The following is a 19,746-nucleotide window of genomic DNA, read 5'->3' on the forward strand; positions in this document are numbered from 1 at the left end:
GATGAGAGCATGGATAAAAAAAGAGTGATTACCACAGACGTAATAGAAGAAGACTTGAAAATAGAGGGAAATCTGCGCCCGCAGTACCTGGATGACTATATCGGCCAGGAGAAGGCAAAGAATAACCTGAAGGTATACATAGAAGCTGCTAAACAGAGAAATGATGCGCTGGACCATGTGCTGTTCTACGGCCCTCCGGGACTGGGCAAGACCACACTGGCAGGTATCATAGCTAATGAGCTGGGTGTACATATGAAAGTGACCAGCGGTCCGGCCATTGAAAAGCCCGGGGAGATGGCGGCAATCCTCAATAACCTGCAGGAGCATGATGTGCTTTTTGTAGATGAGATCCACAGGCTGAACCGACAGGTGGAAGAAGTGCTCTATCCGGCCATGGAGGACTATGCCATTGACATTATGATAGGAAAGGGCACGGCTGCCCGTTCCATCCGTCTGGACCTTCCGAAATTTACTTTGGTGGGGGCCACCACCAGGGCAGGTCTTCTGACTGCGCCTCTTCGTGACCGGTTCGGGGTGGTACATCACCTGGAATTTTACACGGAAGAGGAGTTGAAGACCATTATACTGCATTCTGCAAATGTGCTTGGAGTGGAGATTGACGAGGAGGGGGCCTGGGAGATGGCAAAACGTTCCCGTGGGACCCCGAGGCTTGCAAACCGGCTTTTAAAGAGAGTCAGAGACTTTGCCCAGGTGCGGTATGACGGGAAGATCACAAAAGAGGTTGCTGATTTTGCCATGGACCTTCTGGAGGTGGACAGATATGGGCTTGACCAGACAGACCGGCTTCTGCTCACCACTGTGATTCAGCGTTTTTCCGGCGGACCTGTGGGTCTGGATACTCTTGCCGCGGCTATCGGTGAGGATTCCGGCACCATTGAGGACGTCTACGAACCTTATCTGATCAAGAATGGATTTCTGCTCCGTACCCCCAGAGGAAGGGTGGCAAGCGAGCTGGCATACCACCATTTGGGGCTGAATCAGACAGGGGAATGAGAAAAAGGTTGTTTTTCTGCATATTTCGATTATAATAGACAGTGGAAATAAAATGCAGATGATGGAAAGGGCGCTTTGCGGACTTTCTGTTGTCATGAATGAAAATCGGGAGGAGCCCTTGAATGGCAGTAAAGAATACTACACAGGTTTTAATCGGAGGCAAGATTATTACCCTGAGCGGATATGAAAGTGAAGAATACCTGCAGAAGGTTGCATCTTATATGAATAATAAAATGACGGAACTGGGACAGCTCCCAGGTTACAGCCGTCAGTCCGTGGAGACAAAACACACACTTTTGAGCCTGAATGTGGCAGATGATTACTTTAAGGCCAAACGTCAGGCGGAGATTTTCGAGGAGGACCTGGAGGCAAAGGACAGAGAAATGTATGATCTGAAGCATGACCTGATCACCAGCCAGGTACAGCTTGAGAATGCCAGAAAAGACGTGGCGCTGAAGAATGAGCAGATGGATAAGCTGCAGAACAGAATAGAGGAACTGGAAAAAGAACTGGAAGAATTTTTAAAACAATAGTGAGCATGCTTAAAACTTCCGGAACACAGAATGATAGGGCGCGCTTCGGACAGAAGTAACACGCCCTTTTTCTATCAACAGGAATTTTGGAGGAGACAGATTATGAGAGCAGAACTGCTGGCACCTGCCGGTTCTTATGAGGGGCTTCGTGCCGCTGTCCAAGCGGGGGCGGATGCGGTCTATATTGGAGGTCAGATGTTCGGGGCCAGGGCGTACGCCAACAACCCGGACACAGACGAACTGCTTGAAGCCATTGATTTTACCCACCTGCACGGAAAGAAAATATATATGACCGTGAATACTCTGCTTAAAAACAGAGAGCTGGAAGAACAGTTGTACACCTATCTGGCTCCTTATTATGAACAGGGCGTGGACGCTGTCATTGTACAGGACTATGGCGTTCTCTCTTTTATCAGAAGGGAATTTCCCGGGCTGCCCATCCATGTGAGTACCCAGATGGCGGTGACCGGACCGAAGGGGGCAGCTCTTATGAAGGAGGCAGGGGCATCCAGAATCGTGACTGCCCGTGAGCTGTCCCTTCAGGAGATTCGTGAGATCTATCAGGAGACGGGGATGGAGATCGAGAGCTTTATTCACGGCGCACTCTGTTACTCCTATTCCGGTATGTGCCTGTTCTCCAGTATGCTGGGAGGAAGAAGCGGCAACAGGGGAAGATGTGCACAGCCCTGCAGGCTTCCCTATGAAGTGTACGACGGAGAGAAAAGGCTGGGAAGTAAGAAGGAGGAATATCCTCTGAGTCCAAAAGATATGTGCACCATTGACATTCTGCCGGAGATCTTGGACGCGGGAGTCTATTCCCTGAAAATAGAGGGGCGCATGAAAAAGCCGGAATATGCGGCAGGCGTCACAAGGATTTACCGAAAATATATGGATCTGTATAAAGAGAACCCCAAAAGCTTTCGTGTCCTGGACAGCGACAGGCAGGAGCTTTTAAAGTTATACCAGAGAGATGGGTTCAACGAGGGCTATTATAAACAGCACAATGGCAGAAATATGATGGCTGTGCAGAATCTAAAGGCCAGGGACAGCCGGGAAAAGGGACCGGGAAAACGGGATGAAGACTTATTTTCGCAATTGAAAGTTCAATATGTTGACAAGAAATTGCAAGAAAAAATTTACGGAAATGTAATCCTCTTTTGCGGCAGCCCTGCTATACTGGATTTGGAGTACGGAAACCGCCACGTACAGGTGGAAGGGGAAACCGTACAGGAAGCCAGGAAGCAGCCCCTTGACGCAGAACGGGTGAAAAAGCAGATGGAGAAGACAGGGAACACCCCGTTTGTATTTGAACACCTGGATGTGCAGACAGATGAGCAGGGATTTCTGCCCATGCAGAGTCTGAATGAATTGCGTAGAAAAGGCCTGGAAGCGCTGGAAAAAGAGTGCCTGCAGCCCTTCAGACGCGTGCTGGATGTACGGAGGATGGATGGCGGGGAGAAGAAAACATCCCCAAAACCGGAAAAAAGCAGGGGTTCCAAAAAGTTTTACGTGTCTGTGGAGACATGGGAACAAATGGAGGAGGCCTTGAGACGGCCGGAAGTGGATGGTATTTACTGCAGCATATCCATGTTCTGGGGCGATAGTTTTGAGGAAAAGACCAGGTATGCCGTGGAGTATATAAAGGAATTCGGCAAGGAGTGTTATCTGGCATTTCCCTATATCCAGAGAGAGAAAAATCTGGAGAGCAAAGAGGCAGAACTTATGAATCTGGCGGGGTGTCTGGATGGGTTCCTGGTGCGGAATCTGGAAGAGCTGGGGTATGTAAAGAGTCTGGGACTTGCAGAGAAAGCGGTGTGTGATCACTCTTTATATGCGTTTAATGACGCGTCAAAAGCTTTTCTGGAAGACCGGGGTGTGCTGCGCACCACGGTTCCTTTGGAGCAGAACGGCGGGGAGATACGCCGCAGAGATAATGCGGGCAGCGAGTGGATTGTCTACGGGTATTACCCTATGATGATATCTGCCCAGTGTCTGAAGAAGACATATAACGCCTGTGATAAAAAGAGCGGAACTGTGCGGCTGAAAGACAGGTACGGGAATTATTTTACCGCCCAGTGCGTGTGTGATTTCTGTTATAATGTGATTTACAACAGCGTTCCCACAGGTCTTTTAAAGGAGGCAGAGCAGATAAAAGCCTTATCTGTTTCGGCATTCCGTATGAACTTTACGATAGAAGGGAAAGCTGAAACTGGAAGACTGCTCGATTTGTTTCTGGATGTTTACAAGAAAAATAAAGACGTGCCGGATCAGGTGCCTGAATTTACAAAAGGGCATTTTAAACGGGGCGTGGAGTAGGTGAAGATTTGATTAATTTAATTGTAGAACTTTCAAAATATCTGCTGCTTATACTGGCGGCTCTCTATACGCTGGAGAGTTTCAGTGTGTTTAAATACAAGGCTGAGGATGATAAGCGGTATATTTTAAGAAAACAGCTTATTGTGATCTTCTTTATGGATTTTGTGGCTTTTCTTGTTATTTTCCTGAAGACGGAGAAGATGGAGGTCATATATTTCTTTGGAGCACAGCTTTTGTATTTTATTGTGGTTCAGGTACTTTACCGAATCTTTTACAAGAAGGCGTCATTGCTTTTGCTGAACCATATGTGCATGCTGCTCTCTGTGGGCTTTATCATGCTGGCAAGGCTGGATACGGAATCTGCGGTGCGGCAGTTTCAGATCGTGGTGATCGCTACGGTTATTGCCATGGTGATACCGGTCATGATAAGAAAACTGACCTTTTTAAATAAGTGGACCTGGTTCTATGCCGGGGCGGGCATGCTGCTGCTTTTGGTAGTTCTGGTCCTGGGCAAGAATGTCAACGGGGCGAAGATCAATATTTCTCTGGGTGGATTCGCGTTCCAGCCCTCGGAGTTTGTGAAGATCATCTTTGTATTTTTTGTTGCCTGCAGGCTGTACAGGAAAAGAGCTACGTTTCAGGATCATGTGATCACAACGGCAGTGGCTGCCGCTTATGTGCTGGTACTGGTCATATCCAAGGACCTTGGAAGTGCTCTGGTTTTTTTCATCACATACGTGGTCATGCTGTATGTGGCTACCAAAAAGCCTCTGTATCTGCTGGCGGGGCTTGGTTCCGGCTGCGTGGCGGCTGTGGGCGCCTACTTCCTCTTCGGACATGTGCGCCAGAGGGTAGTTGCCTGGAAAAATCCCTTCTCTGTCTATGAAGGGGCGGGATATCAAATTGTGCAGGGGCTGTTTGCCATCGGTACAGGAAGTCTGTTTGGCATGGGGCTTTGCCAGGGTTCCCCCAATATGATTCCCTTTGTTAAGCAGGACTATATGTTTGCTGCGATCTGTGAGGAGATGGGGGTTCTCTTTGCCATGTGCCTGATCCTGATCTGTATGAGTATGTTTTTGCTGGTGGTGAATATCTCCCTGCAGATCAAGAAACCGTTTTATAAACTGATCGCGCTGGGACTGGGAACGGAATATGCGTTTCAGGTGTTTCTTACCATCGGCGGTGTGACAAAATTTATCCCCATGACGGGAATCACCCTTCCCCTTGTCAGCTACGGCGGAAGCTCTGTGTTAAGCACGATCATCATGCTGGCGATTATCCAGGGGTTATATATTTTGAGAGAAGACGAGGATGAAGAACTTGAAAAGCAGAAAGAAAAAAGAAGAGAAGCGTCTCTTAAAGGAAGAGAAGGCGTTAGAGAAAAAAGAATTAAAGGCTAAGAAGGCCCGGAACCGGGAATATGCCATAGTCAGTTATTTTTTCGTATGCATCTTTATTTCTTTGATTGGCTATATGGTTTATTTCCAGGTGGTGAAGCGGGAGGGCGTGATCAGCAGTCCCTATAACACCAGGCAGGACCAGTTCGAGGACCGGGTGGTCCGCGGCAGCATCCTGTCCTCTGACGGACAGACTCTGGCCTATACACAGGTAAATGACGACGGTTCGGAAACCAGGGTATATCCCTACAGCAATGTGTTTGCCCATGTGGTTGGATATGATGCCAACGGCAAAAACGGCTTGGAATCCCTGGCGAATTTCCAGCTCATGACTTCCCATGACGGCTATCTCTCACAGGCGGCTAATGAACTGAAAAGTGAAAAGAACCTGGGAGACAATGTGGTCAGCACCCTGAATGCCTCCCTGCAGCAGACAGCCTATAATGCTCTGGGAGACAACAGAGGCGCTGTTGTGGTCATGGACCCCCGAACCGGAGCGGTTCTGGCATCTGTGAGCAAGCCGGATTTCAATCCCAATACAGTGGCCCAGGACTGGGATTATCTGGTCAGCGACAACTCAAACAGCAGCCTGCTGAACCGGGCAACACAGGGCGCTTATCCGCCGGGGTCCACATTCAAGATCGTCACAGCCCTGGCCTACCTGAAAGCCCACGGCAGCATAGACGGCTATTATTATAACTGTGACGGCAGCATTACCATGGATGACCATACTATCACCTGCTATGACGGGGAAGTGCACGGGGAGGAGGATTTCACCACGGCTTTCGCGGAATCCTGCAACAGTGCCTTTGCCAGCATCGGTGTGGATCTGGGAAAATCAAAGCTGACACAGACGGCGGAGAGCCTTTTATTTAACAGCAAGCTCCCCGTTCCCATTGAATACAACAAGAGCAGATTTGACCTGGGTGAGCATCCGGGCAACCCGCTCCTTATGCAGACCTCCATCGGTCAGGGAAACACCCTGGTCTCTCCCATGCATATGGCCATGATCGTCAGTGCCATTGCCAATGACGGCGTGCTGATGAAACCATATTATGTGGACCATGTAGAGAATGTGAACGGGGATGTGGTGAAGTCCACCAAGCCGGCGGAATACAAACAGCTTATGGAGAGCAGTGAGGCTCGTGTGATGCAGAACCTCATGGAAGAGGTGGTAAACAGAGGAACCGCGTCCTCCTTAAGCGGCGAGAACTACAGCGCCGCCGGCAAGACAGGATCCGCGGAGTATTACGGCGCAGACGGGGACATAAAGACCCATTCCTGGTTTGTAGGATACTCCACCATGGGAGATGCCCAGATCGCCATCGCAGTCATAGCAGAAGGCGCCGGAACCGGCAGCTCCGTAGCAGTCCCCATTGCCCATGAGGTCTTCAATGAATTTTATTATTAGATTTATATAACTTTCCGCCCTGCACCCTTATTTTACCCACTATGAAACGCATACGGGAAAGATAAAAACCAGGAAGAGGGAGGGAGCAGGTTAGCTCCGTGGCAGCGCAACGCTTCGCTCACAGACATTCATCCCCGCTCCCTCCCTCTTCCGTCCGCCTTAATTCCCCCCCATTGCAGTTTCCATTTATCCCTTGCACAGGTATCCAAAAAGAGGTATACTGATAACAACGAAACACAACGCTGGCCCGGAAAAGGGTCGTACAGGAGGACTTGCACTATGATTGAAGCAACGAGCTGTGGCGGGGTGGTAATATATCGGGGAAAGATACTGACCCTGTACAAATCCTATAAGCAAAATATGAGGGCTGGGTTTTGCCAAAGGGTACAGTAGAGGAAGGCGAAGACTATAAGGATACGGCACTGCGCGAAGTGAAGGAGGAGGCAGGTGTAGCAGCTAATATCATCAAATATGTAGGAAAAAGCCAGTATAGTTTTTGTGTGCCGGAAGATACTGTGGAAAAGGATGTCTACTGGTATCTCATGGCCGCCAGCAGCTATTACAGCCGGCCCCAGAGAGACGAATATTTTGTAGATTCCGGTTTTTACAAGTTCCATGAAGCTTACCATCTATTACGATTTTCCAACGAAAAGCAGATTCTGGAAAAGGCTTATAATGAATACCTGGATTTGAAAAAATCAAATCTGTGGGGAAACAAAAAGTATTTTTAGTTATTCAGCTGATGAGAAGGGACTGGTTTTTCCAGCCCCTTTTTGTACTTTTACAGGTGTAGATTCAGACAGTAACTATTAACAGCCGCGCTTTCATAAAAATGGAGGAGGTAGCCAGATGTTAGAACAGATTGATTTGACAAAAGAGATGGGGAAAGAAGAGTACAAAGAAAAGATGGAGGCTCTGGAAGGGACACTTTCGCGTCTGCAGAGGGAATGCAGGGATTTGGGAATCCCGGTCATGATTCTCTTTGAAGGGTTTGGGGCAGCGGGAAAGGGCGTGCAGATCAATAAACTGATACATCCGCTGGATCCCAGGGGGTTTAAAGTTTTTGCTATCAAACAGGAGTCAAAAGAGGAGCGCATGTACCCGTTTTTGTGGCGTTTCTGGACTAAGACGCCGGAAAAAGGCAGGATCGCCATTTTTGATACAAGCTGGTACAGGAGAGTTTCCGTGGACAGGTTTGAGGAGAAGATTTCACCGGAAGAGCTTATGTATGCCTATCAGGAGATCAATACATTTGAGAAGACGCTGACAGATGACGGCGCTGTGCTGATCAAGTTCTTTATGCACATCAGCAGAAAAGAACAGAAAAAGCGTTTTGACGGACTTCTGGATAATAAAGAGACAGCGTGGAGAGTCAGCAAGGCTGATTTGAAGCGCAACGAGGAGTATGGCACCTATAAAGCCATGCTGGAGGAAATGCTGGAGAAGACAGAGACAGAGTGTGCCCCCTGGACCATTATCGAGGCCACGGACCGCCGCTTTGCCACGGTGAAGATTCTTTCCTCTGTTATCGAGAGTCTGACAGAGAAGATAGAGGAAGTTAAGACGGAAAAGCTGGCGAAAGAAGAGGCGCGTAAGGCGGAGGCCGGTGCGGGTGAAGCCGTGAAGGAATACGAACCACTGTCCAGGAAAGTCCTGGAATCCTCCACCCTCAGCAAAGCTGATCTGACACTGTCCTACACAAAGGAAGAATATAAGAAGAAATTAAAAAATCTGCAGGACCGCATGGCAATCCTCCACAGTGAGCTGTACAGCCGCAGAATCCCCGTTGTGCTGGGATTTGAGGGATGGGATGCGGGAGGCAAGGGCGGCGCCATCAAGCGTCTTACAGAGGCCATGGATCCCAGAGGATATGTGGTGAATCCCACGGCGGCTCCCTCTGCTGTGGAGAAGAACCACCATTATCTGTGGCGCTTTTGGAAGGACATGCCAAAGGCAGGCCATGTTGCCATATTTGACCGGACCTGGTACGGAAGGGTGATGGTGGAGCGGATCGAGGGATTCTGCACCAAAGAAGAATGGCAGCGGGCCTACAAGGAGATCAATGATATGGAAGCCCATCTGGCCCATTCCGGAGCGATCGTGCTGAAATTCTGGATGCATATTGACAAGGATGAGCAGGAGCGGAGATTCAAAGAGCGCATGGAAAATCCGGAAAAACAGTGGAAGATCACAGACGAAGACTGGAGAAACCGGGAAAAATGGGACCAGTACGAGGAGGCAGTCAACGAGATGGTCATCCGTACGTCAACCTCCTATGCACCATGGATCATCGTGGAGGGTAATGACAAATATTATGCCCGCATCAAAGTGCTGGAATCTGTTGTGAATGCAATTGAAAGAAGGCTGAAAGAATAGGAATCCGCAGCCATTCCGCTGGCCGGAACGCTGCAGGACTCTGATTAAGGATGGAAATTTATGCTAAACTGGTATAAGAATCTGTATGTTGGCGATAATGCAAAAAAGAAACAAAAAAAGCTGATACGGAAGATCAATCAGGGTGCAGGGGTCATTGATATTTATCTGGTGACCCTTGCAGTCAACCCGGCGAATTCCCTGGAAATTATATCTGCAAATTATTTGCTGCAGAAGCCGATCAGGAGAAATTGTCCCATGATCGTGGGACTCTGTTCGGGATATTACGAGGCTGTGGAGCTGGTGGAACAGATTGCAGAAGAAGTCTATGAGGAGACAGGCGCCATGGATATCCGCGGCTGGCTTCTTGAAAAAGCAGCCCGGGTGAAAAAAAGAGACTGACAGGTGAGAAGATGATGCTGATACATATAATTTTGGGTATACTAAAAATAATCGGAATTCTGCTGCTGGTGATATTGTGTCTGCTTCTTCTCCTTCTGCTGTCGCTGGTCTTTGTACCGGTGCGCTACTACGGAAGCGCTTTCCGGGAGGAGGGAAAGTACGAGGGAAAAGTGAGGATTTCCTGGCTGTTCCATCTGATCTTTGTCACAGCCAGATACGGTTCCGGGACGGAAGGGTTACAGCTTTCCATCCGTTTTTTGGGAATACCCGTGGATGTGGTATTGAAAAAAATCGCTGCCTGGAGGCAGAAACGACAGAAGAAAAAACCTGAGCTGACAGCAGCGGAGGAGAAAAAAACACCACCGGGGGAAGGCACGGAAACAGAAGAACAGGCAGCTATTCCGGCAAAAGAGCCCCGCAGCGCACAGCAGGCCCTGTTGGAGACTGAGAAGGAAAGCAGCGTAAATGCTGTCGGGACAGAGAAGGCCGCTGAGACAAAAAACTCCGCGGAGACAAAAGACTTCGCAGAGAAGAAGAAACTGGCTGAGAAAAAGAATCCGGCTACGAAAAAGAGTCCGGCTGCGAAACTCCGCAGTGTTTTTGAAAAAATTTCGGAGATCATAAAAAAACTTCTTGGGCTTCCCGGGAAAATAAAAGCGGCTTTTGTAAATTTCAGGCGGACAGCCAAAGAGATTTATGGTAAAATAGAGCAAATCAGGGAACTGCTGGCCTCGGAATCCTTTCTGGGTGCCAAGACATTGGTATTTGGAGAACTGGGTATCATAATGAGGCATGTGCGGCCCAGAAAAATAAAAGGCGACATTTATTTTGGATTTGATGATCCGGCGCTTACAGGGCAGGTGCTGGCAGGAGCCAGTATTTTCTATCCTCTTTACGGCAGAGGACTTTCCCTGCATCCGTATTTTGACAGAGTCATACTGGAAGGACGCGCACAGATCTGGGGAAGAATGTACGGGTTTGTGTTTCTCCGTACGGTCTGGAAACTGTTCAGGGATGCCAATGTCAGGGATTTGAGAAAAAAATTTAAAAACAAGTAAACATTAAGGAGGAAATAACTATGGCTTCAGATAATAGTTTCAAGACAACGGTGGATTCCCTCTTCAAGGGAATGGACAGCTTTATCACAACGAAAACAGTAGTAGGGGAGGCGATCACTGTGGGAGACACCATTATCCTTCCGCTGATCGACGTATCCTTCGGCGTGGCTGCAGGTGCATTTGCCGATGACAAGAAGAACAACGGCGGCGGCGGTATGGGCGGCAAGGTCTCCCCAAGCGCAGTGCTGGTGATCTCAGGCGGCAGTACAAAACTGGTCAATGTGAAGAACCAGGACGGCCTTACCAAAATTCTGGATATGGTTCCCGATTTTGTAAATAAATTTACGGACGGCAAAAAAGAGGAAGCGGCAGCAGCAAAAGAGCCTGTAAAGAAAGCAGAATCCGAGAAGAAAGAGGCTGAGGAAGCAGATACAGAAGATAAAACAGAAGAGTAAAGAGGATAAGGACATAAAAAAGCCGCCGGGATGTCATTCATGGCGGCTTTGTGCATATATTAAAGTAAACAGGCAAAAGGAGAAACAGAGAGACTGTGCAGAGACTCATTGGATTTTTACTGTTTTGGATTGGAGTAGGGCTGTTTCTTGCCTTGATATTTCCAAAGAGCTTCCTTATGGTATTACTTGCGGCACTGTGCATGCTGGTGGGATACAACCTGTTCTGCTGCTGAATGAATATAGAAGAGGACAAAAAAAGACCTTGTCTCATCGGACAAGGCCTTTCCTCATTCTTTACGCTCTCTCCACTTTGCCGCTTCTTAAGCAGGAAGTACAAACATACATTTTCTTTGCAGCACCGTTTGCTGTTTTTACTTTAACAGATTTGATGTTGGATTTCCACATCTTGTTTGATCTTCTATGGGAATGGCTCACGTTGTTCCCGAAATGAGCACCTTTTTCACAAATTGCACACTTTGCCATGGTAGCACCTCCTTAACATAGAATAAGTCCGTGTATACAAACTCACAACAATAGTTATTTTAACAGAAGATAACAGGATTTGCAAGTGAAAATATAAAAATTTTAAATTAATATTTCGTTTTTGGGAAAGATATGTTAGAATGGTTCTATGAAAAAGCGGCAGACCGGGGAATACCCCGGGCGGCGGCAAAGAAAAAAGCTATGGAGGTGTCCGTGCATGGATGGACTTGTTGATACAGGATTAGGTAAAATAATGATTGATACGGATGTCATCGCTACTTATGCGGGAAGCGTGGCAGTCGAATGTTTTGGAATCGTAGGCATGGCGGCAGTCAGCATGAAGGACGGGCTGGTTAAGCTCCTGAAGAAAGACAGCCTGAAGCATGGAATCAATGTCATCATCACCGATAATAAAATCACTCTGGAATTTCACGTGATCGTCGCGTACGGCGTCAGCATCTCTGCCGTGTCCGACAATCTCATCAGCAATGTGAAATACCGCGTGGAGGAATTTACCGGTTTGACTATAGAGAAGATCAATATCCTTGTAGAGGGCGTAAGAGTAATCGATTAATTAAGGAGGAAACTTGTTTTGAATACCAATACCGTTGACGCGAAGATGCTTGGCAGGATGTTTCTGGCCGGTGCCAAAAATCTGGAAGCTAAGAAAGAATGGATTAATGAACTGAATGTATTCCCTGTACCGGACGGTGACACGGGAACGAATATGACGCTGACGATTCTGTCTGCCGCTTCTGAAGTAAGTGCTCTTGAGAATCCAACCATGAAGACACTGGCTAAGGCCATCTCTTCCGGTTCCCTGCGCGGGGCAAGAGGAAATTCGGGAGTTATCCTTTCTCAGCTTCTGAGAGGTTTTACAAAAACCATTGAACATTATGATACAGTGGATGCACCTGCCTTTGCAAAAGCGTTTGAAAAGGGTGTGGAAACCGCCTATAAAGCTGTTATGAAGCCAAAAGAGGGTACAATCCTGACAGTTGCCAAGGGCGCGGCTGACAAGGCTCTGGAGATCGCAGAGGACTGCAGGGATCTCAGCAGTTTCTTTGCGGATGTGATCGCCCATGCGGAGCATGTGCTCTCCAGAACACCGGATATGCTTCCTGTCTTAAAAGAGGCAGGCGTTGTGGACTCCGGCGGACAGGGACTGGTGGAGGTTCTGAAAGGTGCCTATGACGGCTATCTGGGCAAAGAGATCGACATGAATTTTGAAAAGCCCAAGTCCTCAGGCATGAGCAAACCGGTGTCCGCGGAGGAGAGCAATATCAAATTCGGCTACTGCACAGAATTTATCATCATGCTGGAAAAGGAATTTCCGGAAAAAGAGGAGCAGACTTTCAAAGAATATCTCATGTCCATTGGAGATTCCCTGGTAGTTGTGGCGGATGATGAAATCGTGAAGGTGCATGTACATACCAATGATCCTGGTATGGCAATCCAAAAAGCCCTGACTTACGGCCAGCTCTCCAACATGAAGATTGACAATATGCGCCTGGAACACCATGAAAAGGTGATCAAAGAGGCTGAGAAGCTGGCAGCACAGCAAAGAGAAGCCGTTCCGGAAAAAGAGGTGGGATTCATCTCTGTATCGGTAGGCGACGGCATGGGAGATATCTTCCGGGATCTGGGCGCTGACTATCTGATCGAAGGCGGCCAGACCATGAATCCAAGTACAGAGGACGTGCTGAAAGCCATTGAGCAGGTACATGCAAAGAATATTTTCGTGTTCCCCAACAATAAAAACATCATTCTGGCAGCCAACCAGGCAAGGGATCTGACAGAAGATAAGAATATCATTGTCATTCCGACCAAGACCATACCTCAGGGTATCACGGCGATGATCAATTATGTGCCGGAGAAGACGGTGGAGCAGAATACAGAGGAGATGCTGCAGTGCATCGGCAATGTGAAGACCGGTCAGGTCACTTATGCGGTGAGGGATACGAAGATCGATGATAAGGAGATTCGCCAGGGCAACATTATGGGAATCGGTGACCATGGTATTTTAGCTGTGGGCGAGGGCGTGGAAGGCATTACCATGGAGACCATTGACGCTATGGTGGATGAGGACACGGAGATCATCAGTGTATACTATGGGTCTGATGTGAGTGCAGAGGATGCACAGCGCCTGGGTGAGAAGCTGGAGGAGCGCTACCCGGATTTTGATGTGGAAGTAAACGACGGCGGTCAGCCGATCTATTATTATGTGGTATCCGTGGAATAACCTGCGGGATTGAAAAATAAGAGGTGTGGACGCGGCTTTGCCTGCTGAAACACCTCTTCTTTACACAAAAAGAAAGACAGCGTGTGAGCCGGAGATGGAGTTACAAAGATGAGAGAAGCAGATGCGATCCGTTCCATCAAGGGGATTGGAGAGAAGACAGAAAAATTATTTGCAAAACTTGGGATACGAAGCGTAGGCGACCTGCTTAGGTACTATCCCAGAGATTACGAGGAATACGCGCAGCCGGTAAGCCTGGCAGAGCTAAAGCCGGGCAAAAAAGCTGCTGTGGCCGGAAGGATAGCCGGAAAAGTGGGGGTGCGCAGTACAGGCAGGCTCACTGTGGTGACGGCAGCTCTGAAAGAGGAGGGACAAAGCCTTTCCCTGACATGGTATAACATGCCCTTTTTAAGAAACACCATAGCCTCGGGAAGCTGCTACATATTTCGTGGAATGGTCACAGAGAAGAAGGGCCGCCTTACCATGGAGCACCCGGAAGTGTTTACCCCCGAAAAGTACGGGGAAATGCTGCACACCCTGAACCCCATATACGGCCTGACAAAGGGACTGACCAACAAGCTGGTAGTCAAGACCATGCATCAGGCATTGGAGGAGAAGGAGATTGTGCAGGAATATCTGCCTGAGGATTTCCGCAGCCACTATCATCTGGCAGAGTATAATTTTGCAATATCGGAAATTCATTTTCCCAGAGATAAAAAGAATATGCTTCTTGGCAGGAGAAGACTTGTTTTTGATGAATTTTTGTTTTTTATACTGGCTGTGCGCATGATGAAAGAGAAGACCCAGGACGCAGTCAGCCATTTTAACATAAAGCCGGTCTGGGAGACAGAGAATGTCATAGAAAACCTTCCCTATCCCCTGACCAATGCCCAGAGGCGTGTCTGGGGAGAGATAGAGCGGGATATGACAGGCCATTCCCTTATGTCAAGGCTGGTGCAGGGGGATGTGGGAAGCGGCAAGACCATTATCGCGTTCTTATCCATGATACTGGCAGCCGTAAACGGTTACCAGTCTGCCCTTATGGTCCCCACAGAGGTTCTGGCAGCCCAGCATTTTGAGGCGCTGAAGAAGCTGCTGGAGGAGCAGGGGCTTGCTTATGAACCGGTGCTGCTGACAGGTTCCTGTACTGCGAAGGAAAAGCGGCTGATCTATGAGAAGATATCCTCAGGACAAACCAGAATGGTTGTGGGTACCCATGCCCTGATCCAGGAGAAGGTGCAGTATGAGAATCTGGCCCTGGTGGTCACCGATGAACAGCACCGCTTCGGGGTCAGCCAGAGGGATGATCTCTCTAAAAAGGGGGAGAAGCCACACGTTCTTGTCATGAGTGCCACACCCATACCAAGGACCCTGGCGATCATTTTGTACGGGGATTTGGATATCTCCGTGATTGACGAGCTTCCGGCCAGAAGGCTGCCCATAAAAAACTGTGTGGTGGATATTTCTTACCGTCCGAAAGCATATGCTTTTATGGAGCGGGAGATTCAGGCAGGAAGACAGGTCTATGTCATCTGCCCCATGGTGGAGGAGAGCGAGGGTCTGGAAGCGGAAAATGTACTGGATTATACACAGCGCCTGCGAGATATCATGCCTCCGCAGATCAGGGTGGAACCTCTTCACGGAAGAATGAAGCCTGCCGAAAAAAATAAGATCATGAGTGCTTTTGCATCCAATGAGATACAGATACTGGTCTCCACCACAGTGGTTGAGGTCGGCGTAAATGTTCCAAATGCCACTGTCATGATGGTGGAGAATGCGGAGCGGTTTGGCCTGGCCCAGCTTCACCAGCTCAGGGGACGCGTAGGACGAGGAGAACATCAGTCGTACTGTATCTTTATGCAGGGGCAGGATGCCCGGGAGACAAAGGAGCGTCTGGAGATCCTGGTAAAATCCAATGACGGCTTTGAGATCGCAGGGGAGGATCTGCGGCTTCGGGGACCCGGGGATCTGTTCGGAATCCGGCAGAGCGGGGATATGGAATTTGCGCTGGCTGACATTTACCAGGATGCACAGGTGCTGAAGGAGGCCAGTGAGGCGGGAGGCGCGATCCTCAAGCTGGACCCGGATCTGTCACTGGAACAACACAGAAGGCTCAGAGAACGTCTTCTGGATTATGCGAAGGAACGGCTGGAGCTGCCGGGACTATAGAGAAAAAGGTGTGACAGCATGAAGAAGAATGCGTTAGCAAAAGATTTTTTTATGGAGATAAAAAAGACAAGGAACCGGTTTCTGTCCATAATGCTTATTGCGGCACTGGGCGTGGCCTTTTTTGCCGGTGTAAGGGCAGCGGCTCCGGATATGAATATGTCGGCAGACCTTCTGTATGACAAGAGCAATTTCATGGATATCCGCGTGCTGAGTGACCTGGGCCTGACGGAGAAGGACATAGATGCGATTCGGGATATAAAGGGTGTGGAGTCCGTGCGGGGCGGCTACAGCGCGGATGTGCTGTGCAGTACGGAAGAAGCACAGCTTGTTGTGCGCATGATGTCAGCCTATGAGGATATCAATAAGATAACAGTAAAGCAGGGCCGTATGCCCGAAAAAAAGGATGAATGCCTTGCGGATGAACGGTTCTTGAGTCTTTCCGGATATAAAATCGGAGATACGATCTCTGTGAAATCCGGTACAGATGATGACATAGCAGATACGCTTGCTGTCACAGAATACAAGATTGTGGGAAGTGGAACGACTGCCTATTATCTCAGCCTGGACAGGGGCACCAGCAAAATAGGAAACGGCGAGCTGAGCAGTTTTCTGGTCATTCCGGCAGAAAGCTTTTCCCTGGAGGTCTATACAGAGGCTGTGATACGGGTGGCGGGAGCAAAAGAGCTTTTATCAGGTTCAGATAAGTACGAGGATACCGTAAAAGAGGTGGAGGACCATCTGGATGCCATAGCGGACGGACGCTGTGATATCCGCTACGAGTCTGTCTATCGGGAGGGACAGGAAAAGCTGGATGATGCATCCGCAGAGATAGAGGAGAACCAGCAGAAGCTGGAGGATGCCAAAAAGGAATTGGATGACGGGGAAAAAGAACTTGCGGACGCCCAGCAAAAGCTTGACGATGCCAAAAAAGAGCTGCAGACAGCCAGGGATAAACTGACTGACGGGGAGGCTCAGCTTGCGGATGGGGAAGCACAGGCCGCAGACGGGGAGAACCAGCTTGCAGACGGCTGGAATACCTACTATGAAAATGCCTCCACACTGGAGGAGAAGAGCCGGGAGCTGGAGGAGGCAGAAGCCCAGACAGCGGACGGCGAGAATCAGATCGCAGAGGGATGGCAGGAGCTTGACACACAGAAGGCAGCTCTTTCTGACGGACGCAGCCAGTTGGAGGAAGGCAAAGCCCAGATCGCCCAGGGCAGACAGCAGCTTACAGACGGCATTGCCCAGACGGAGGCAGGCATTGCTCAGGTAGAGCAGAAGATTCAGGAGATAGAGGCCGGACTCCCGGCTGTCCGGGACGGCATAGCAAAGGTTACGGACGGCATTCATCAGGCGGAAGCAGGGATCGCGGATCTGGAACAGAAGCAGGCGGTTGTTCAGGCAGGAATCGCCCAGTTGGAAGAGCAGCTTGCCGCTGTTCCCCCTGAGGCAGAGGATATCCGACAGCAGTTGGAGGAGCAGTTAAATGAGGCCAGAGAGCAGGAAGCCCAGATTGAGGCAGGTATCTCTGCGGCCTCAGGACAGCTTGCGGATCTTCAGAATACCCTGCAGCAGTTAGAGGAGCAGAAAGCCCAAATGGACAATGCCTTACCTCAGTTAAAAGAGCAGCAGCAGACCCTGCCGGCTGCACTGGAGGAGCTGAAAAAGCAGCTCGACCAACTTGATGCCCAGGCGGAAACCCTGGCAGAAAAGGAGGCAGAGCTTGCAGACGGAGAGGACCAGATTGCCCAGGCAGAGGTACTGCTTACGGAAAAGGAAGCAGAACTTGCAGCGGGAAAGGCCCAGATAGAGGACGGGGCAGCTCAGCTTGCGGATGGAGAAAATCAGCTTGATGAGGCCAGGGAGCTTCTGGAATCCAAAGAGCAGGAGCTTGCGGACGCAAAGGCTCAGATCGCGCAGTCAAGAAAAGAGCTTGAGGATGGAAAGGCCCAGCTTGCGGACGGGGAGAAGGAGATCGCGGACGGGGAGTCTGAGATTGAAAAGAACCGGAAGAAGCTTGCGGACGGACGCAGGGAATATGAGGAAAAGAAGGCGGATGCGGATGAGAAGATTGCAGATGCCAGGCAGAAGGTAGCAGATGGGCAGAAGGATCTGGATGATCTGGAGGTGCCAAAATGGTATATTCTCAACCGTGATTTCATACAGACTTATGTGGAATACGAGCAGGATGCAGACAGGATAAAGGCCATAGGAGACGTATTTCCGGCGATCTTTTTCCTGGTCGCAGCCCTGATATGCCTTACCACCATGACAAGAATGGTGGAGGAGGAGAGAACCCAGATCGGAACGCTGAAAGCACTTGGATACAGCAAACTCTCCATCGCGGCAAAGTATCTGTGTTACGCGCTTTTGGCATCCCTCATAGGCAGTCTGGCGGGACTGGTGGCAGGGCAGAAGATACTGCCCCCTGTCATCATCAATGCCTATGGTATCCTCTACAACAATCTTCCTGAGGCGGTGGCACCGCTGCACGCGGGATATTCCATATCCTCCACTCTGCTGGCCATTGCCTGTACTACCGCGGCAGCCGGAATCGCCTGTTATAAGGAACTGATGTCCACACCGGCAACCCTGATGCGTCCCGCGGCTCCGAAGTCGGGGAAAAGAGTGCTGCTGGAACGTGTGGGAATCATTTGGAACCACCTGAGCTTTACCAACAAGTCCACGGTCCGGAACCTGTTCCGGTATAAAAAGCGGTTTTTCATGACGGTTCTGGGCATCGGCGGCTGTATGGGACTTTTGCTGGTGGGATTCGGCGTGAAGGATTCGGTCCGCTCCATCGGTACGATCCAGTACAATGACCTGTTGTCCTACCACGCAGAGATTGTATTAGAGGATAAAACCACACCGGAGGAAAAAGAGGAAGTGATGGACGCCATGGAAAAGGATAAGGATATCAAATCCTTTATGGCAGTTTACAAGACCTCCATGGATATCGAAAATGAGAAAGAGGATGTGACCAAAAGCGCCTATGTGATGGTGCCTGAGAATGCAAAGGAATTTAAAAAATATGCCGACCTGCGCAGCCGTACGACGAAGGAGCATTACGAGCTTTCCGATGACGGGATCATCATATCAGAGAAGCTGGCAAAGCTGCTGGATGTGAAGGAGGGCGACACTGTGGTTCTGAAGGAGGAGGAGACAGATCATTTTGAGGTGAAGGTTTCCCATATCACGGAGAACTATTTCCTCCATTACATCTACATCTCTCCTGAGCTGTACGGCAAAGTATTCGGGGAAACGCCGGAATTTGTGGACTATCTCACAATCAATACTTCCACGGACAGCGCATTTGAAGACAGCATGCAGGAGAAATATATGGCCTATGATCAGGTATCTGAGGTCTCATTTATTACAAAGACAGCGGACAGGATCGCCAATATGCTGAAAAGCCTGGATACGGTCATCTATGTGCTGGTCATCGCCGCGGGTCTTCTGGCATTTGTTGTTCTGTACAATCTGAATAATATTAATATCAGTGAGCGTATCAGGGAGCTGGCAACCCTGAAGGTTCTGGGTTTTTATGATATGGAGGTATCCAGATACGTGCTCAGGGAGAATGTGTGCCTGACTTTGATTGGTTGTTTTCTGGGAATTTTCTTCGGAAAAATCCTGCATCGGTTCGTGATTCTGACTGCCGAGACAGATATTATGATGTTCGGCAGAGACATAGAAATCATCAGTTTTGTGTACAGTATCCTGATCACTTTATTCTTTTCAGCAGTGGTAAATTTCTTCATGCATTTCCGTCTGAAAAAGGTGGATATGGTGGAGTCCATGAAAAGTGTAGAGTAAAAAACTTGAAATTTTCCCGGAAAAGGTATATGATTAACGGGAAAATCGAAATTTCAAAGGGTATGTAAAAGGAGGAGATT

At 49.1% G+C, this 19,746-nt stretch carries 14 protein-coding genes and 1 pseudogene; 14 read left to right on the forward strand and 1 reads right to left on the reverse strand.

Annotation, left to right across the window (positions count from 1 at the left end; genetic code table 11):
* Window positions 1-9 precede the first annotated feature (9 nt).
* The 10 genes and pseudogenes from ruvB to V8Q34_RS16660 all read left to right on the forward strand — a co-directional run bounded on the left by ruvB (window position 10) and on the right by V8Q34_RS16660 (window position 10,959).
* The gene (gene ruvB, locus V8Q34_RS16615) at window positions 10-1,014 is read left to right on the forward strand and encodes a Holliday junction branch migration DNA helicase RuvB (protein WP_033141745.1); all 1,005 of its coding nucleotides are present in this window, start codon (window positions 10-12) and stop codon (window positions 1,012-1,014) included.
* Between the two features lie 122 nt (window positions 1,015-1,136).
* On the forward strand, window positions 1,137-1,547 hold the full coding sequence (locus V8Q34_RS16620; RefSeq protein ID WP_033141744.1) for a cell division protein ZapA: 411 nt from the start codon (window positions 1,137-1,139) through the stop codon (window positions 1,545-1,547).
* Window positions 1,548-1,649: 102 nt separating this feature from the next.
* On the forward strand, window positions 1,650-3,863 hold the full coding sequence (locus V8Q34_RS16625; RefSeq protein WP_335835933.1) for a U32 family peptidase: 2,214 nt from the start codon (window positions 1,650-1,652) through the stop codon (window positions 3,861-3,863).
* 8 nt (window positions 3,864-3,871) lie between these two features.
* Complete coding sequence (locus V8Q34_RS16630) at window positions 3,872-5,263, forward strand: FtsW/RodA/SpoVE family cell cycle protein (RefSeq protein WP_033141742.1); 1,392 nt, start codon at window positions 3,872-3,874, stop codon at window positions 5,261-5,263.
* The gene (locus tag V8Q34_RS16635) at window positions 5,175-6,671 is read left to right on the forward strand and encodes a peptidoglycan D,D-transpeptidase FtsI family protein (protein WP_148392725.1); all 1,497 of its coding nucleotides are present in this window, start codon (window positions 5,175-5,177) and stop codon (window positions 6,669-6,671) included. Before V8Q34_RS16630 ends, V8Q34_RS16635 begins: the two co-directional genes overlap by 89 nt.
* Window positions 6,672-6,950: 279 nt before the next feature.
* Window positions 6,951-7,402, forward strand: a pseudogene (locus V8Q34_RS16640) (NUDIX hydrolase).
* A gap of 118 nt (window positions 7,403-7,520) precedes the next feature.
* On the forward strand, window positions 7,521-9,047 hold the full coding sequence (gene pap, locus V8Q34_RS16645; RefSeq protein WP_103732087.1) for a polyphosphate:AMP phosphotransferase: 1,527 nt from the start codon (window positions 7,521-7,523) through the stop codon (window positions 9,045-9,047).
* Window positions 9,048-9,107: 60 nt separating this feature from the next.
* On the forward strand, window positions 9,108-9,446 hold the full coding sequence (locus V8Q34_RS16650) for a hypothetical protein (RefSeq protein WP_033141738.1): 339 nt from the start codon (window positions 9,108-9,110) through the stop codon (window positions 9,444-9,446).
* A 14-nt stretch (window positions 9,447-9,460) separates the two neighbouring features.
* A complete protein-coding gene (locus tag V8Q34_RS16655; RefSeq protein ID WP_335835934.1) occupies window positions 9,461-10,504 on the forward strand; it encodes a hypothetical protein in 1,044 nt (347 codons plus the stop codon).
* Window positions 10,505-10,524: 20 nt separating this feature from the next.
* Window positions 10,525-10,959: a GerW family sporulation protein gene (locus V8Q34_RS16660; protein ID WP_335835935.1), complete on the forward strand. Its 435-nt coding sequence runs from the start codon at window positions 10,525-10,527 to the stop codon at window positions 10,957-10,959.
* Window positions 10,960-11,253: 294 nt separating this feature from the next.
* Here the strand turns inward: V8Q34_RS16660 and rpmB are convergent, their stop codons facing one another.
* Entirely contained in the window at window positions 11,254-11,442 is a 189-nt protein-coding gene (gene rpmB, locus V8Q34_RS16665; RefSeq protein ID WP_018598007.1) for a 50S ribosomal protein L28, read from the reverse strand.
* A gap of 217 nt (window positions 11,443-11,659) precedes the next feature.
* Between rpmB and V8Q34_RS16670 the strand changes: the two genes are divergently transcribed.
* From V8Q34_RS16670 to V8Q34_RS16685, 4 genes are all read left to right on the forward strand, one after another.
* A complete protein-coding gene (locus tag V8Q34_RS16670; protein ID WP_033141735.1) occupies window positions 11,660-12,016 on the forward strand; it encodes an Asp23/Gls24 family envelope stress response protein in 357 nt (118 codons plus the stop codon).
* Between the two features lie 18 nt (window positions 12,017-12,034).
* Window positions 12,035-13,684, forward strand: coding sequence for a DAK2 domain-containing protein (locus V8Q34_RS16675; RefSeq protein ID WP_033141734.1), 1,650 nt, complete (start codon window positions 12,035-12,037; stop codon window positions 13,682-13,684).
* Between the two features lie 108 nt (window positions 13,685-13,792).
* On the forward strand, window positions 13,793-15,850 hold the full coding sequence (recG, locus tag V8Q34_RS16680; protein ID WP_033141733.1) for an ATP-dependent DNA helicase RecG: 2,058 nt from the start codon (window positions 13,793-13,795) through the stop codon (window positions 15,848-15,850).
* Window positions 15,851-15,868: 18 nt separating this feature from the next.
* Window positions 15,869-19,666, forward strand: coding sequence for an FtsX-like permease family protein (locus V8Q34_RS16685; protein WP_148392721.1), 3,798 nt, complete (start codon window positions 15,869-15,871; stop codon window positions 19,664-19,666).
* Window positions 19,667-19,746 lie beyond the last annotated feature (80 nt).

Origin of the sequence: Blautia sp. JLR.GB0024, assembly GCF_037000545.1 — a bacterium.
In the GTDB taxonomy this organism is placed as follows: Bacteria; Bacillota; Clostridia; order Lachnospirales; family Lachnospiraceae; genus Blautia; species Blautia celeris.